This window comes from Bradyrhizobium rifense, assembly GCF_008123425.1.
Lineage (GTDB): Bacteria > Pseudomonadota > Alphaproteobacteria > Rhizobiales > Xanthobacteraceae > Bradyrhizobium > Bradyrhizobium rifense.
The window spans coordinates 49,197-62,771 of sequence record NZ_VSSS01000021.1 but is presented as its reverse complement, the minus strand read 5'-3'; the positions used below and the strand labels follow the sequence as shown (position 1 = coordinate 62,771).

Below are 13,575 nucleotides of genomic sequence, written 5' to 3'. Positions count from 1 at the left end.
ATTTTTGGTTGGCGATGACTACTTCAAAGTCACTGGAGGAAATGGACATGAGGAAGCTTATCGTCTGCGGCGCTCTTGCCGCCTTCGCTCTCGGCACACAGGTCGCCAGCGCCGCCGAATTCTACGTCGTGCGGGATGCCACGACCAAGAAGTGCACCGTCGTGGACACCAAGCCGACCACGACCACCACGACCGTAGTAGGCGACGGCGTCTACAAGACCAAGACCGAGGCCGAGTCCGCCGTTAAGACCACCAAGGTCTGCACCGAGCAGTAATGCCGGAGCCGGATAGTCCAACGGACTGTGATTCAATATCTGGAGAAGGATAATATGCCAGTATTGCTGTTGTGGGCCGTGCCCGCCGTCATCGTCGTCGGCGGCGCAGGCTATTGGTTAGTTCACATGCATTGAGCGAGTGAGCTTCTCGATCGAACGGCCCGCCCCACATCGGACGGGCCGTTTTTCTGTCTGCGTTTGGGACGCGACTACTGCCGACGACTGGAAAGGATTAGGAAGCTTTGGCGCGGGCTCGCTCTCGGGCGGCTCGGCGACGTTGGCGACGATTGGTTCGGCCAAGGCGTACGGAGGCCGGAAGCCGGGGCCCGGAGCCCGCAGGTGGCACTTCGACTCCGCCAGAATCGCCGCGGGTCGCCTCCCCGGAAGGCCGGGCTTCCATGGTGGCGAGGATCGAGCGTCCCTTTTCGGTGATGCGCCACCCGCCGTTCGATCGCTCGACCAGCCCTTGCGAGAAGATGTCCAGATTGGGCATGCGCGCCGCCAAGCGCTTGGTGCGGTCGGCCCAGTCCCGGCCGCTGGTGGCAAGGATCACCATATCGCGCTTGAGGTCGGCCATGAGCGCGAAGCCATCGGGATAGCTCACCAGGATCTTCAGCACGGTCACCTGGAAGTTCACGTTCCGGCTCCCCGCCAAGCGCCACGTCGAGTAGACGGCACCGTCCATGCGTCAAAGTCTAATTCCTGTTCACCTCTCCGCGGTGACGGCACCGCGGGGTCAGGCCCACGCATCGGATGCTCCTCCTTATGGCTCTTCCTTTCAAGACGATTGGGCAACCATTGCCGCTTTTTCCCGTTGTTCGTCGGGCAGGTAGGATAGGAAAGGAGAATCTCGATGAAGAAGATTGCAATGGTGGCGGCCATGGTCGGCGCTCTTGGCGTCGGCTCGGTCGCAACGACCTCGCCGGCCGAAGCCCATTGGCGAGGTGGGTGGGGTCCGGGCATCGCAGGCGGACTTATCGCGGGTGCGGTGATCGGCGGCGTGGCCTCTTCGGCGTACGGCTGGGGCCCGGGCTACTACGGCGGCCCAGGCTACTACGGCGCCGGGTATTACGGCGGGCCATACGCTTACGACGACGGATACGATGCGCCCTATCGCTGGGGAGGCTATGCCACCAGGACCTACTATTCGGCGCCGGTGTCCTACGGCTACCGGTATCGTCGGGTCGTGAGGCCGGCATACGCATATTACGGCGGCGGATATCCGGTTGTGCGACACCGCTGGCATGATCATTGGTGAAGTACAACGACGGACGGGCCGCGCTCCGGACGGACGCAGCCCGTCCGTTTGCAGGCGCTGTCGCTCACTACCAGCTACCTGCAAAGAAGTCGTGCCGCTCCGACGCCACCCGTCGGTCTGCCGTGATCGTCGGCGGTTTGTTTGCAGGCCTTTTGCGAAGACGGCCTTCCACACGCTTGTGAACGGGCGCCTCCTTCTTTGTGGCGGCAGGCGCCGGTGCTGAGGCCATCGCGGCTAGGACATCGCTGGAGGGACGTTCTACAGCATCGGGAACGGGATCGACGTTCGGCAACGCAGGCGCAGCAGTTTGCGGCCGCGTGTCGAACACGATCTTCTCCGGAAAGCTGCGCGCCGAGCGGATCCGGAGGATGGTCTTGTCCGGATCGGAAGCCTGCCCGGTCTCGGGCGGCGTCGGCAAATACCGGTCAATCGCAAACAGCAGGGCGACGAGGACACTGCCTACGAAAACGAAATATCTGATGATCGGCATGGGACCGCCGCTCGCAGCTCGGTTTGTCGGCGGAATGACGGGCCCCTTTCAGGGCCCGCCGCTATGGACTTTATTCGACCTCTTGGACCACTGTCCGGGTCGACGGATCGACGAGCATCACGCGCTCGCCGGAGTAGACGTAACGGTACTTGGTCAGCGAGGGACCCCATTCGGCGGGAACTGCCTCGAGCTCGACCTCGCGTGGCACCGGCGAGCCGACGACGATCTTCTCGCGGCTCTCGATCGGCCTGATTTTGTGCTCCGTCACGTAGGAGCGGATCTTCGTACGATATTCGGGCTCGATCTGCACCGCGGCGGTATGTCCGGTGCCCGTGGTGGTGACGACTGTGGATTGCGCCATCGCGCCGGTCGAGATCAGCGCAGCAGCGGCGGAAATCAGCAGCAATTTTTTCATCATGTTCTCCTTGCCGCTTGATGCGACGCAGCGAAAACCTCAACACGTCGCTGAAGTTCCTGAGAGAGGAAAGAATTTTGCCGCTTTATCCCGATCGATTTTTTCGCCTTATGTGAAAGGACGTTCCCGATACTCAAGGAACCGCGCGCCGCCTAGCCTGGAGCGTTTCGGCGTCGTAAGGCTAAGCCGCCCGTGATCTTGGGCCGTTGCGCTCCATCGGTGCGCAGAGCGTTCTGGTGAATTTGCCATCGGCGTCGAACCAGAATTTCGTACTCACGGCGCTGCCGTCGTAATCGCGGTAGTCGAGCCGAATGCAGTCCTGCTCCTGACGGACTTCGTCGAGGACGAATGCGGCCGCCGTTGCGCCGCGAAGCTTGGCCGGCCAATAGCGGAGCAAGCCGGGCCGCCCGACGAATCGTTCTCCGCTGCAACAATCAAGCGTCGCCTGATCTGCATAGAGCGCCAGCAAGTCCTCTAGACGGCGCTCGCGGCATGCGTCCAACCAATCGATCACGATTGCGATGGGATCGAAGTCAGTTCCAGAACCCGACATGGTCCACCTTTCAGTTGTCCCCGGTGGCAGGGTCTCGTTAGGCCGCGCGACTTGAATGGTCGATGAACCGCCGGTTCTGCTCCCGTTTAGGTCTCTCGAACGTCTGCGTCGTGAGGGATTGGGAGGCTGCAGCGCACGACGGTGCGCTCGTCTTCGCGCGCAACTGGAGCTTGCCGTCGAGCGCGCGCACGCGTTCCGACATGCCGGTCAGTCCGCGGCCCAATTTGATATCTGGCGTTCTGCGACCATCATCCGAGATTTCGATCAGCACGTTATTGCCCTCGATTCTCGCCGCGACATCCATCGTCGACGCGTTGGCATGACGGAGCACGTTTGCGACGCCTTCCTGAACGACGCGGTACACCGTCTGCGACAGGAGTTCGTCGAGAGCGCCCAGATGATCTTCGATCTGTGAGCGGATGCGGAGGCCGGCGGCCTGCTGTCCCACGTCACGCAACAGTGCCTCTAGACTTCCGCGGAGCCCGAGTTCTGCGAGATAGAGCGGGCTCAATCCCTGCAGGATCCGCTTGTTGGCCCGCTGCAGGGCTTCTGCTGCGTCGACGATGTCCTGTACGGGCCTGCCGAGGCCTCCCGCCTCGTCCGCGATCGCAGCAGCGTTGGCGCGGATGGCGAACAGGAGCGGTCCCAACTCGTCGTGAAGTTCGCGCGCCATGCGACCGCGCTCGTCGTCCTGCAGCGAGACCAGCTGCCGCAGCAGGTCACGGCTGTCCCGACTGAGATCTTTCAAAGTCTCGGCAAGCCGATTCGCCTCCTGGCAGAATTTTCGGATTTCGGGGGGTCGACCAGCTGGATGACCGTGTCGTAGTCTCCCTCGCGCATCTGGACCAGGCCGGCACCCAGTCGCTCCATCGGAACGATGGCCCTGCCGGCGATCAGATGTGCGCCGAAGGCGGCCAGGAGCATCGGCAGCGAGCCCGTCGACAGGATCGCGACGAAGCCTACCCACTTTTCCCAGATGTTGGCAAAAAGGTCCGGAACAATGGCGATGTCGCCGGCGTGCGTAGGGCCGACGTTGACCGGATAGCTCTTCGTCAGGTCGGGAATCGTGAGGTTGGAAACGAACCAGGCGGACACGCTGCTTCCCTTCCCGCGCAACGGCGGCATCGGTTCGCATGTCCCCGCGGGAAGGTATCGGATCGCCTCGACATTCCCGAGCCCGTTGACAAAGGCGGCCAGCGTCTGTTCCGGATTGCGCGAGGCCTCCAGAGCTCCATTGAGGGCTCTCGCTACGGCGAGCGCAGCCCTGGACTCCTGTTCATTTTCGTACTCGAATTGATCGGGAGAGAAGACGAGAAGCAACCGCTCCGGACACCAGCGCGCTCAGGATCATCAGAGCGATCGGCAGCAACAACCTCCGCCGGAGGGAAAGACTTGTCCATATCTTGTGCACTTCGTCCTCCTCAGCCGGTCCGATCGACGTCCCGCTCGGTTATTTCGAAACCAATACTGCGCTCGCGACGTTCTCCACAACCGGAGGAGGCAACGACGTGCGAATAAGGACCAGATTCTCATGCGGGTATTGATCGTCGACGACCATCCGGTTGTCGTGATCGGCTGCCGGGCCTTGTTCACGTCGGACCCTTCCGTCGAGATCCTGGAGGCTTCCGACGCGAAGGCGGGCCACCGGGCGTACCTGCAGAAGCATCCCGACGTCACGGTCGTGGACATAAGGCTTCCCGACCTCACCGGATTCGAGTTGACGCGGCGTATCCGCAAGGATGATCCGGCCGCCAGGATCGTCATCCTCAGCGTGAGCGACGATCCGGCGTTCGTGGCGCGCGCCGTGGAAATGGGAATCCAGGGATACGTCTCCAAGAGCGACGATCCGCGCATCCTGGCCAAGGCAATCCGGAAAGTCGCCGCGGGCGAACGCTTCGTCTCGCCTCGATTGGCCGAAGCGACGACCTTCGCCGGCGCGGCGATCAAGGCCAGCCCCTTGACGCATATGAGCGCACGCGAGCTCGAGATACTACGGCTGTTGGGTCGGGGCGACCGGATCTCGGAAGTGGCATCCGAACTCGGCATCTCCTACAAGACCGTCGCCAACACGACCTCGGCGCTCAAGACCAAGCTCGGCGCCAAAAACCACTCGGACCTCGTTCGGATCGCCGTCGAGATCGACCTGCACTGACGAAGCGGCCATTCAATTCGTCCCTACACGCAGCCTTCGGAACGACGCGGCGATCCATGTGCGCACGGCGAGGACTGTCGTCCAAAGCTTTGCGAACCAAGGGATGGTGAGCAATTTCGGTTTGACGATGACGAAGAGCCGTTCAACCAGGACAAGACTGAGCAGATAGCACGTCACGATCATGGCCGTCCCGGCGATCCAGTGACCTTCCCCGGCAACGGCGACCGCAACCAATTTCAACGGCTCTACCGTCGCCGTCGGTACTGCCAACAGAAACAAGGACTGATAGGCGCCAAGGTCTTCAATCCGTCGTTTAAGGCCCATGAGCAACTCCCGCCTGCCTCAACGTCGTAGCGAATGGCGGCGTTCCATCGCTGGAACATCTGCCACTTTATCCCGTTGGATGGGACCCATTACAGTTCGAGGAGTTCGGATATGAAGAACGATTTCGCAATCGGATGTCTGCTGGTGGCGACGATGGCCACCGGCGCATTCGCGGCGACCACCGTGCTGACGGGGGCGTCGACGGAAAGTTGGACGGTGACGAACTACTACAAACAGGCCGTGTACGACCCGAAGGAAAGCAAGATCGGGGAGATTGACGACGTCCTCGTCGACAAATCGGGCAAGATCACGGGACTGGTGATCGGCGTCGGCGGATTTCTGGGTGCCGGCGAGAAGGATGTCATTGTGCCGTTCACCGCGGTCAAGACAGCCAAGAAGAACGATAAGTGGTGGCTGACCCTCGACGAAACCAAGGACGAGCTGAAGGGCGCGCCGGGATTCAAATACGATCGAGCCAGCACCATCTGGGTGCCGGAAAAGAAGTAGCCAGGTCGTCGGGAGAGCGAGCAGGATTTTGACGCTCGCTCTCCGGTCTAGGAGGAGGTGCTCCGTTCGTTGGCGCGCTTGCAGCCCTCCGCTTCCACGCAACTACCGACCCCGGGTAATCCGATGCCGGCGAGTCGTGCTCCGCTTCTCGGCGCAACCAAGGAAGTAGGAAAACGTGGGACGGGCAAATCCAAGCGTGAGCCGAAAGAAACCAAGCGGGTTAAAGTCGGTCGATTCCAAGGAGAAGGCCCCGGCGAAACCGGGGCATAAGCCGTTGCCACTTGGATCGGACGCACGCAAGAATGCGCGCGTCGTGTTCGCTCTCGCGATCGTTGCGCTCTCCCTCTGGACCGCCGCAGGCTTTCTCTCCGCGTTGATATGGGCCACCATATTGGCCATTGCTCTGTGGCCCCTCTACACAGCATTCGCGACACGCCTGACCTCGGGCCCATCCGGCTGGGCCGCGTTCGCCTTCACTTGCTTCGTTGCCATCATCCTGTTCACACCCATGTCCCTCGCGATCTATCAGGTAGCGCAGCAAAGCGGGGACATCGCGGATTGGCTGAAGAAGGCCCGCGAGAGCGGCATCGAAGTGCCCGATTGGATCGCCCGCTTCCCGATTGCGGCGGAGATCGCGCAGCAGTGGTGGCGAGCCAATCTTTCGGATCCGCAGGCGGCAAACGGCTGGTTGAAAGCGATCAGCGCCGACAGCGCGTCGGATCTCTTCAACACCTTGGGCGGCCAATTGCTGCATCGCATGTTCATGCTGTTCTTTTCGCTGGTCGCCCTTTTTGTCCTGCTCAGCAACGGCCGCTCGGTCGCCAGCCGTTTCCTGGAAACAAGCGAAAGAATCCTTGGCCATCCCGGCGAAGGCGTGGTCGAGAAGATCGTCGATTCCATCCGCGGCACAGTGAACGGTACCGTCGTCGTCGCGGTCGGCGAGGGACTTTTGATTGGCGTCGGTTATCTCGTTGCGGGCGTACCAAACGCCGTCATGTTCACCATATTCACCACCGCTTTTGCGATGCTTCCTTTCGGTGCCTGGGCGGCCTTTTCCGCGGCGGCGCTCACCTTGATATCGAACGGAAACGAAGCCGCGGCGGCGGGCGTCTTCTGCTGGGGAGCGGTGATCATGCTCGCCGGTGATCATTTCGTGTGGCCGGTGCTGGTAGGTGGTTCAGCTCGCTTGCCCTTTCTGTTCGCTTTCGTCGGCATCTTCGGCGGCCTGGCAGCCTTCGGACTCATCGGCCTATTCCTCGGGCCGGTCGTCATGGCGGCCCTGTTGACGGTGTGGCGTGAATGGGTCTTCCGACCCGTCGCAGCGACACAGTTCGACTAGTCGGAGCGGCGGTATCTCTGCGTGGCGACGCATACGGCCGCGGCTCACGTCAACGCGGCTAGGCAAGATTGCTCAGGGGTTCTGAAGGCAAGGGAATCCCTACCGGGCAGCCTGTTCTCGGGCCGCCGACAATCTGGCGGCCCTCGACGTTGCTCATCGCTGAAGGCCGGCTCGGCATCGGTCCGCGAAGAGGTATTCCGGGTCCTTTGTGCACTCGTTCTCGCGTGACGGAACATTCCGGTCGCACACAGGTTCGCTCAGTTCCCGGCGGCGAACTTGTAGCTCCAATCAGGCGTTTGTTCACCTAGGTTCTGCTGATGTCACCGTCCGATTACTCAGTCAGGAATGCTCACGATCGACGCCAACGAAGGCTATTGATCGTGCTGGCTCTGGGATTTGTTTTTTTCGGCGCCGCTGCGGCCGCCCTCTTCTACGTGTTGCAGCCCGAGACCCTCCGGATCGCCGTCGGACCCGCAGGCAGCGACGATCATCAGGTGGTCCAAGCGATGGCCGAGGCTTTCGAAGAGGAAAGCAGGATGGTCAAGCTCTCCCCGATCACGACGCAAGGAGCAACCGAATCCCTGGCCCTGCTGGGCGCCGGCAAAGCCGACCTGGCAATCGGTCGCGGCGACCTTGGCATGCCTGGCGACGCGCAGACACTGGCCGTCCTGCGAAAGAACTACGTCGTCCTTTGGTCGCCCTCCGGGCGACCGGGCAAAGACTCCAAGAAGAAGGCCACCGGCAGGATCGGAGAGATAGCCGATCTGGCGGGTCGCAAAGTCGGCATTATAGGACGGACCGGCGCCAACCTTGCACTCCTGCGGACGATTTTGGTGGGCTCCGGAGTCGAGCCGGACAAGGTAGCGACGGTCCAATTCGGGACCGAAGATATCGAAAAACTTGCGCAAGACGCCACCCTCGATGCCTATCTCGCCGTCGGTCCGCTCGACAGCAAGATCACTGCCGCCGCGATTGCGGCGACTTCGCGATCGCGCGGAGCTCCAAAGTTCCTTCCGGTCGAAGCATCCGAGGCGATCGTGCTGAAGAACGCCCGCTACGAAGCCGAGGAAATTCCGGGCAGTGTCTTCAACGCGAAACCGGCCTGGCCCGAGGACAAGGTCGACACCATCAGCGTAAACCATCTCATCCTGGCTAGGAAAGAACTGTCCGAAGCCAAGGCGGCGGCGTTCTACCGGCAGCTTTTCGCTGTTCGCGACACGATCACGCAACGCGTTGCCGGCGCCGCGCACATCACGAAGCCCGAGACGGAGAAGGAGGCGGAGCCCTCCGTGCATCGGGGCGCCGCTGCGGTCATCAACGGTACCGAGCGAACCTTTCTGGACAAGTACAGCGACTACTTCTGGTTCGCCTTGCTTCTTCTCTCCGGCATCGGTTCGGCCGCCGCCTGGCTGCGTCGCTATCTGAACCGGGACGACCGGGACGACACCACCAGCCATCGCAACCGTATTCTGGCCGTAGTCCGGGAGGTTCGCGATGCCGGGTCCGAACAGGACCTTCTGACCTCGCAACAGGAAGTCGACGCGATCATCGGCGAAATCCTGAAGTGCTTTGATGATGGAGCGATCGAACAAGATGACCTGGCCGCATTCGGGCTGGTCCTTGAACTGTTCGATCATGCCGTCGCCGAACGACGCGCGACGCTGCAGAGCGACTCCGCCGATCAAGCAAAATCTCCGGGTCCAACCCTTGCCTCGCGTCGGTAGGCGCACCAGAGCAGGACTACCTCGAGGAACGTCTTAGCTTCGTACGCCTTGCCTTGTCAGGTGAGGATTAAATGGCGCGCGTCTGAAATACACCGATTTTCGCGCCAGTAGCATTTCCCGCCGGATCGTATCCTGCTGCCGGCGCACCTGACCCTGTCCACTGTCTGGCGTCGGTGCAGACGGTCCGCCTGGCCGCTTTTGAGGGCCCGACCGGCCTTGTGCCGCTCCTGTTCGAATCGCCTGTCCTGCTTGGCTTCTGCGTCGCCGTCTGGATCCGCTCGCCCGAACTCGAGCAAGTGCGGGCCGCGGCACGCGCAGCCTTGGCGGAGAGTTCTCGCGGCAAGACAGCCAGGCGTGGAGGCCCCACGTCACCATTCGGTGTCGGCGGACGCCGCTCGTCAATTGCACCGGGAGTCGTGCGGCCGGCGCGGTCACGGGATTGTTCGTCTCGGAATATCTGGGCGGCCCATGGAAGGTCGAGCGCCTGCCGTTCGAGCAAGCGCGTGAACGCTCGGCGCCAATCTTTTGAACGAATCGGCAGAGCAGGAGTCTTCCAACGAGGACCATGCCGTTCCCACCGCGCGAATGCGGAGCGCCACCATGTGCGAGAAGTGCGAGGAGCTCGATCAAAAGATCGCTCACGTAAGAAGGCTCGCGAAAGCCGGATTGGACGAACTCACGTTGAGCCGCTTCGCCGCTCTCATCGAGGAGTACGAAAGGCAGAAGAAGGCGCTGCACCCGGACAATTAGGGCTCCATCGCGATGTCCAACGCTTTGCCGATAGCGGTCGCCCTGAGGCCGAGCGCTCTCAGACGCCTTTCAGACGGACTGCCACTCATTCATATGCCGTCTGAAGCGCCGCTCGACCTGCACGCCAGCGGCCGTCCGCGTCCGAGCAGGCGTCCGTGACGTCTTCCACTCGGCGACCTGCTGGCAAGAGCTTGCGGGCAAGATCCTGCACGGTCGTCTCCGGATGGCTGGCGGTCGAAACTCCGGTGTTCATCATGTCGGTCTCCTAGGCTGCAGCACGGTCCACGGGCCGCAGCCGCATCGGTTTTCCGCCGGGAGGATTAGACGGCCCCTGGTCCAGCGCGCAAAGCGCCTTCAGAATTTCGTCGATGGTGACCGGCGCTTTCAGTCCATCGGGCGCCCGCAGCGACGGACAGGAAGCTATCGCGGAAGCGTCGGAAGCCCATGAAGCCAGGATGGCACGCTTCTCCGCGAGGCTGAGATCCGGGTCGGAGACCACGTCGCGAGGATGGTCGAACACGGTCCCCGGATGAAGGATGGCGTTGAGATCGACTACATTGTTGTCGTGGGCGGTCGTCGGCCGCATGGATTGCTCCGTTCGAAGACGAGATGAAGAGAGCCGCGCGGGGATCTCCCGCGCGGCCGGCGAACACGTGGCGTCGTTTTCAAGCGGCCTTGGCTTCGATCTGGGTGACGTTGCTCGGGCCGGCGCCATTGATGGCGATCCGGCGCGGCTTCATCGCTTCGGGAATCTCTCGCTGCAGGTCGATGACGAGCAGGCCGTTCTCGAAGCGGGCGCCCTTGACCTCGTCGCCCGCGGCGTGAAGGAGGATCCTGCCCCGACGACCTAGCGCTCCGCGCAGGCAAGCGGAACACGTGGACAAGCTCCAGCTCTGCCGATTGCGAATCCCTGCTAGGTGCTAACCGCCAGGAACGAGCAGGCGGGCGGAAGAATTCGTCCCGGCAGGAGCGATCTCGATGCTGATGACGAAGGAAAGACGGCCGGCGACCCGGACGCTGCGCGGCTGGGCCATGAGCGTTCTGCAGGAGGCCGGGGCCATCCACGAATGCGAGGAGCACGGCTGGGCGAAGGACCGCGCCGATCCGCATTCGCGCGAGCTCGCCTTCGATCTCGCACGTCAGGACCCGCCGATTGGCGTTTCGGCGGCGGACGCCGTGGCGGACGTCTGCGAGGTCCTGAATTCGATCGGCGATACCTGTCCCGAGTGCCCGCCGGGCGCGAACAGCGACTGTTGAATGCGACGACGGGGGCGAATAGGTCGCTACACGCGAGGACCGTCGGGGCAATACTTGACCGCGATCCTGCGGTGCTCACGAACCCAGCGGCGGTAGGGCGTTGCGGAGCGGCGCGCTGGAGATTTCCATCAATCCGGCAAATGGCTGGCCCAGCTCCAGGATCAGGTAAATCGCTCCGGCAGCCGAGAGGGCGAATATCAACAGGGAGCTGATGACGATCGCGTTGGGCCGAGCGAACAAACCGAAGCTTGCAAAGATCATGGTGAGCCAGAAGATCAGCACCACCAGGAAGGGCATGGGGATTGAATTGCTGGCTTGCGCGAACAAGAGCAAGCGCGTTTGCGCGATGTCGGTGCTGATCTGTATCGCCCGCGCTTGCAGGGAGCGTTGAGCATCATTCTGCGGCGAAAGTTGCTGGAGTTTCGCATAGAACGCTTCGCTTGCATCGGTCGCCGTGAAAGGCGCCCCCTTGGCAGAATCCGAACTGTTCTCGCGCCACATCCGATCGACCAGGAGAACGACGCCGCGCCGCAGCAGATTGCGGTTGGCGCTCGCCTCTGGCCCGTATTGCGCCAGCAGATTGTCGAGCACGATGATATTGGCGGTCAATTGCCTGATTTGAGCGCTTTGCGTGTCGTAAGAACTCTTCGCCGAGGCGATCAGCAGACCGAGGACAAGTGCGGCTATCGTCCCGATCAGGCCGGTGCCCAGCCTGACCACATCCTTGTCTTCCGTGCTCAGTTGGTGCCCTGGGAGGAACATGGCCAGCAAAGCGCCGCCTGAGACGCATACAAATGTGATGCACGACAACGCGATCGCGTTCATCAAACACCCCCTTGCCGCAAGGCAACAGCCGCTGCAGGTTCCAGCTCTCTAGTCGACCAACCCAATAACTAGCCCCTTGGCAGGCCGCCCAAATCCTTGCATGCATTCACCCGATTAGGCCTTGGTCGTCAGTCAATGCGGCTCGGCATCGCTTGGGCGACTTTGATGCTGTTTCGCTTAGGCGGCGGAGGCAATTGCGGGTCTTTTCGCGAGCATTGTCCGCCGATCATGAATCAAGCTCTCCAGTCGGTGCGCTGCCACATTCAATGTGGCGTCATCGACCGCGCTCTCGTCGCCGGCAGCCGATTTGGCGCGTTCCGCTTTGAGAATGTTGTCGATCTCCTCTTCGATATCCGACAGCTCAGCCTCTGAATCGACCTTCCGGATCCGGCGCGACAGAGCATAGAGAGAATCCAGCGGGCCTTCTGTTGCGCGATTGCCGAGCCCCAAGAATTTCCAGGCTGCGGCAAGTATGGTGGCAGCGCCACCGAGCACCATCGGCGTCAAATAGATCCAGTTGCCGTATTCATCCATGAAGCTCTGCGTCGTGGAGTTGTAAACGGCTGCCGCTCCAGGGTGTAGCGGAAGGTAGGCGTCCTGGTCGGTGCTGGGTGCGGTGATCTGCGCGAAAAGTGGTTGCTCGCGCATAAGATTCCGGCGCGCGCTCATGATCGCCTGCGTGAGGCGGGTTACCAGATCGGCGCCGAGCTTCTTCTGCGCCACCAGGTACAGCGAGGTCCTCAGGGTCGTCAGGTCATCTTCCGGAACCGGTGGCGACCCCCGTAACGTGCCTTTCGGGACGTCGAAACTTTCAAAGGCACGGTCGGCCTGTGCAATTGCTTCCGCGGACTCGATCGGGATCAGCACCGGGACCTTCTTGTGGTCGAGCTGAAAAAATCCGCGAACGAGCGAGAGGTATCTTTCGGCCAGCGGGGTCACGACAAGCAGCGCACTGATCTGTTTTGACTGAATGGCTTGCCGGACATCCGTCAAAGCGATGTCCTTGAACACGACTTTTGCGCGGACCAGATCATATTCCTTGGTCAACATCGACAATTTTTTTATTCGCTGCTCCGCCGACCACGCCAACCGTACGTCCCTTCAGGTTGTCCATGCTATCGAGGGATGATCCCGGCGGCGCGATGATCAGCACGACCATGTGGCTGACGACGACGACGGCTTGCGCCTGCGACAAGTCACCGACGTCGCCGCGAACCACCGCGAGATCGACTTTACCTGATGAAAAGGCGTTGGCAGCTTCGAGCGTAGTTCCGCTGTCGATGACCTTGAGCCGCACTGGAGCGTTTGTTGACACGAACTCGCCTGCCATTTCTGACATTGCCTTGGCAGCCTCACCATCGATCGAACCAACCGCTATCGTTAGCGTGGCCGGACGAGTAAAGTACCGATAAGCGAAGAGGCTGGCGCCTGCTGCGAGAATGACGACACCTAGGAGCAGAACGGTGCGAAGCCAGAACGGCAATTTTGCCGACATGCCCGTCCCTCCAGACGCGTCCGTCGATAGAGATCGCTGCATGCCTGCAGCGCGCACAACCGCAGAATACTACAAGAGCCCCCTACTTCCAACTAAGCGAAGCCGACAGGCTCCAATTTTGATGAGCGCAAATATCAAGTCGGAAGCGATCTCACGTCGGAAGGCCCTTTCTCTGGCGGGTTTGGCGGCTGCGTTCGGCCTCTCGGCGGCG

Annotated in this window: 20 protein-coding genes and 1 pseudogene; 8 read left to right on the top strand and 13 right to left on the bottom strand. The window is 61.7% G+C overall.

From position 1 onward, the window contains the following. Window positions 1–47 precede the first annotated feature (47 nt). Window positions 48–275, top strand: a complete 228-nt coding sequence (locus FXB40_RS12630; RefSeq protein WP_148772518.1) for a hypothetical protein — start codon at window positions 48–50, stop codon at window positions 273–275. Between the two features lie 232 nt (window positions 276–507). On the opposite strand, the gene FXB40_RS12625 is transcribed toward FXB40_RS12630, so the two are convergent. Then, on the bottom strand, window positions 508–912 hold the full coding sequence (locus tag FXB40_RS12625; RefSeq protein WP_148772517.1) for a hypothetical protein: 405 nt from the start codon (window positions 910–912) through the stop codon (window positions 508–510). A 216-nt stretch (window positions 913–1,128) separates the two neighbouring features. Here FXB40_RS12625 and FXB40_RS12620 point away from each other — a divergent pair, with 216 nt between their 5' ends. Then, window positions 1,129–1,533, top strand: a complete 405-nt coding sequence (locus FXB40_RS12620; protein WP_148772516.1) for a hypothetical protein — start codon at window positions 1,129–1,131, stop codon at window positions 1,531–1,533. A gap of 67 nt (window positions 1,534–1,600) precedes the next feature. Here the strand turns inward: FXB40_RS12620 and FXB40_RS12615 are convergent, their stop codons facing one another. The 5 genes from FXB40_RS12615 to FXB40_RS49120 form a co-directional block, all read right to left on the bottom strand. Next, window positions 1,601–2,023 (bottom strand): hypothetical protein, encoded by a 423-nt coding sequence (locus FXB40_RS12615; protein WP_148772515.1) that lies wholly within the window; start codon window positions 2,021–2,023, stop codon window positions 1,601–1,603. A 70-nt stretch (window positions 2,024–2,093) separates the two neighbouring features. Beyond that, complete coding sequence (locus FXB40_RS12610; protein ID WP_148772514.1) at window positions 2,094–2,438, bottom strand: DUF1236 domain-containing protein; 345 nt, start codon at window positions 2,436–2,438, stop codon at window positions 2,094–2,096. Window positions 2,439–2,619: 181 nt separating this feature from the next. Further along, complete coding sequence (locus FXB40_RS47875) at window positions 2,620–2,907, bottom strand: nuclear transport factor 2 family protein (protein WP_187436844.1); 288 nt, start codon at window positions 2,905–2,907, stop codon at window positions 2,620–2,622. Between the two features lie 121 nt (window positions 2,908–3,028). After that, the gene (locus FXB40_RS49125; protein ID WP_246207572.1) at window positions 3,029–3,664 is read right to left on the bottom strand and encodes a histidine kinase; all 636 of its coding nucleotides are present in this window, start codon (window positions 3,662–3,664) and stop codon (window positions 3,029–3,031) included. 71 nt (window positions 3,665–3,735) lie between these two features. Next, complete coding sequence (locus tag FXB40_RS49120; RefSeq protein ID WP_246207570.1) at window positions 3,736–4,311, bottom strand: hypothetical protein; 576 nt, start codon at window positions 4,309–4,311, stop codon at window positions 3,736–3,738. Window positions 4,312–4,522: 211 nt separating this feature from the next. On the opposite strand from FXB40_RS49120, the gene FXB40_RS12595 reads away from it, so the two are divergent. After that, on the top strand, window positions 4,523–5,143 hold the full coding sequence (locus FXB40_RS12595) for a response regulator transcription factor (RefSeq protein WP_148772513.1): 621 nt from the start codon (window positions 4,523–4,525) through the stop codon (window positions 5,141–5,143). A 12-nt stretch (window positions 5,144–5,155) separates the two neighbouring features. Here the strand turns inward: FXB40_RS12595 and FXB40_RS12590 are convergent, their stop codons facing one another. Next, window positions 5,156–5,467, bottom strand: a complete 312-nt coding sequence (locus tag FXB40_RS12590; RefSeq protein ID WP_187436843.1) for a hypothetical protein — start codon at window positions 5,465–5,467, stop codon at window positions 5,156–5,158. Window positions 5,468–5,578: 111 nt separating this feature from the next. Here FXB40_RS12590 and FXB40_RS12585 point away from each other — a divergent pair, with 111 nt between their 5' ends. The 4 genes from FXB40_RS12585 (at window position 5,579) to FXB40_RS12570 (ending at window position 9,787) form a co-directional block, all read left to right on the top strand. After that, the gene (locus tag FXB40_RS12585; protein WP_148772512.1) at window positions 5,579–5,974 is read left to right on the top strand and encodes a PRC-barrel domain-containing protein; all 396 of its coding nucleotides are present in this window, start codon (window positions 5,579–5,581) and stop codon (window positions 5,972–5,974) included. Between the two features lie 196 nt (window positions 5,975–6,170). Then, window positions 6,171–7,313 carry an AI-2E family transporter gene (locus FXB40_RS12580; protein ID WP_246207568.1) on the top strand — a complete coding sequence of 381 codons (1,143 nt, stop codon included), beginning with the start codon at window positions 6,171–6,173 and terminating at the stop codon, window positions 7,311–7,313. A gap of 317 nt (window positions 7,314–7,630) precedes the next feature. Then, window positions 7,631–9,037, top strand: a complete 1,407-nt coding sequence (locus tag FXB40_RS12575) for a TAXI family TRAP transporter solute-binding subunit (RefSeq protein ID WP_148772510.1) — start codon at window positions 7,631–7,633, stop codon at window positions 9,035–9,037. A 525-nt stretch (window positions 9,038–9,562) separates the two neighbouring features. Beyond that, window positions 9,563–9,787: a hypothetical protein gene (locus FXB40_RS12570; protein ID WP_148772509.1), complete on the top strand. Its 225-nt coding sequence runs from the start codon at window positions 9,563–9,565 to the stop codon at window positions 9,785–9,787. Window positions 9,788–9,872: 85 nt separating this feature from the next. Here FXB40_RS12570 and FXB40_RS47870 read toward each other — a convergent pair whose 3' ends face one another. The 3 genes and pseudogenes from FXB40_RS47870 to FXB40_RS48705 all read right to left on the bottom strand — a co-directional run. Then, a complete protein-coding gene (locus FXB40_RS47870) occupies window positions 9,873–10,043 on the bottom strand; it encodes a hypothetical protein (protein ID WP_187436842.1) in 171 nt (56 codons plus the stop codon). Between the two features lie 9 nt (window positions 10,044–10,052). Next, complete coding sequence (locus tag FXB40_RS12565; protein WP_148772508.1) at window positions 10,053–10,373, bottom strand: hypothetical protein; 321 nt, start codon at window positions 10,371–10,373, stop codon at window positions 10,053–10,055. A 79-nt stretch (window positions 10,374–10,452) separates the two neighbouring features. Then, window positions 10,453–10,596 (bottom strand): annotated as a pseudogene (locus FXB40_RS48705) (heat-shock protein); the annotation flags it as partial. Between the two features lie 169 nt (window positions 10,597–10,765). Between FXB40_RS48705 and FXB40_RS12555 the strand changes: the two are divergent. Further along, a complete protein-coding gene (locus FXB40_RS12555; protein WP_148772507.1) occupies window positions 10,766–11,044 on the top strand; it encodes a hypothetical protein in 279 nt (92 codons plus the stop codon). A 75-nt stretch (window positions 11,045–11,119) separates the two neighbouring features. Here the strand turns inward: FXB40_RS12555 and FXB40_RS12550 are convergent, their stop codons facing one another. The 3 genes from FXB40_RS12550 to FXB40_RS50130 form a co-directional block, all read right to left on the bottom strand. Next, a complete protein-coding gene (locus FXB40_RS12550; RefSeq protein WP_148772506.1) occupies window positions 11,120–11,869 on the bottom strand; it encodes a bestrophin-like domain in 750 nt (249 codons plus the stop codon). A gap of 177 nt (window positions 11,870–12,046) precedes the next feature. Continuing rightward, window positions 12,047–12,919 (bottom strand): TAXI family TRAP transporter solute-binding subunit, encoded by an 873-nt coding sequence (locus FXB40_RS12545; RefSeq protein ID WP_347339761.1) that lies wholly within the window; start codon window positions 12,917–12,919, stop codon window positions 12,047–12,049. Further along, window positions 12,900–13,364 (bottom strand): TAXI family TRAP transporter solute-binding subunit, encoded by a 465-nt coding sequence (locus FXB40_RS50130; RefSeq protein ID WP_347339760.1) that lies wholly within the window; start codon window positions 13,362–13,364, stop codon window positions 12,900–12,902. Before FXB40_RS50130 ends, FXB40_RS12545 begins: the two co-directional genes overlap by 20 nt. Window positions 13,365–13,575 lie beyond the last annotated feature (211 nt).

Bases quoted from the DNA above. Each gene is read 5' to 3' on its own strand.
- FXB40_RS12575 (WP_148772510.1), top strand. From the start codon at position 7,631: ATGTCACCGTCCGATTACTCAGTCAGGAATGCTCACGATCGACGCCAA.
- FXB40_RS12595 (WP_148772513.1), top strand. From the start codon at position 4,523: ATGCGGGTATTGATCGTCGACGACCATCCGGTTGTCGTGATCGGCTGC.
- FXB40_RS50130 (WP_347339760.1), bottom strand. From the start codon at position 13,364: ATGTCGGCAAAATTGCCGTTCTGGCTTCGCACCGTTCTGCTCCTAGGT.
- FXB40_RS12620 (WP_148772516.1), top strand. From the start codon at position 1,129: ATGAAGAAGATTGCAATGGTGGCGGCCATGGTCGGCGCTCTTGGCGTC.
- FXB40_RS12555 (WP_148772507.1), top strand. From the start codon at position 10,766: ATGCTGATGACGAAGGAAAGACGGCCGGCGACCCGGACGCTGCGCGGC.
- FXB40_RS47870 (WP_187436842.1), bottom strand. From the start codon at position 10,043: ATGATGAACACCGGAGTTTCGACCGCCAGCCATCCGGAGACGACCGTG.
- FXB40_RS12585 (WP_148772512.1), top strand. From the start codon at position 5,579: ATGAAGAACGATTTCGCAATCGGATGTCTGCTGGTGGCGACGATGGCC.
- FXB40_RS12545 (WP_347339761.1), bottom strand. From the start codon at position 12,919: ATGTTGACCAAGGAATATGATCTGGTCCGCGCAAAAGTCGTGTTCAAG.
- FXB40_RS12565 (WP_148772508.1), bottom strand. From the start codon at position 10,373: ATGCGGCCGACGACCGCCCACGACAACAATGTAGTCGATCTCAACGCC.
- FXB40_RS12630 (WP_148772518.1), top strand. From the start codon at position 48: ATGAGGAAGCTTATCGTCTGCGGCGCTCTTGCCGCCTTCGCTCTCGGC.
- FXB40_RS49125 (WP_246207572.1), bottom strand. From the start codon at position 3,664: ATGGCGCGCGAACTTCACGACGAGTTGGGACCGCTCCTGTTCGCCATC.
- FXB40_RS12615 (WP_148772515.1), bottom strand. From the start codon at position 2,023: ATGCCGATCATCAGATATTTCGTTTTCGTAGGCAGTGTCCTCGTCGCC.
- FXB40_RS12610 (WP_148772514.1), bottom strand. From the start codon at position 2,438: ATGAAAAAATTGCTGCTGATTTCCGCCGCTGCTGCGCTGATCTCGACC.
- FXB40_RS12550 (WP_148772506.1), bottom strand. From the start codon at position 11,869: ATGAACGCGATCGCGTTGTCGTGCATCACATTTGTATGCGTCTCAGGC.
- FXB40_RS12590 (WP_187436843.1), bottom strand. From the start codon at position 5,467: ATGGGCCTTAAACGACGGATTGAAGACCTTGGCGCCTATCAGTCCTTG.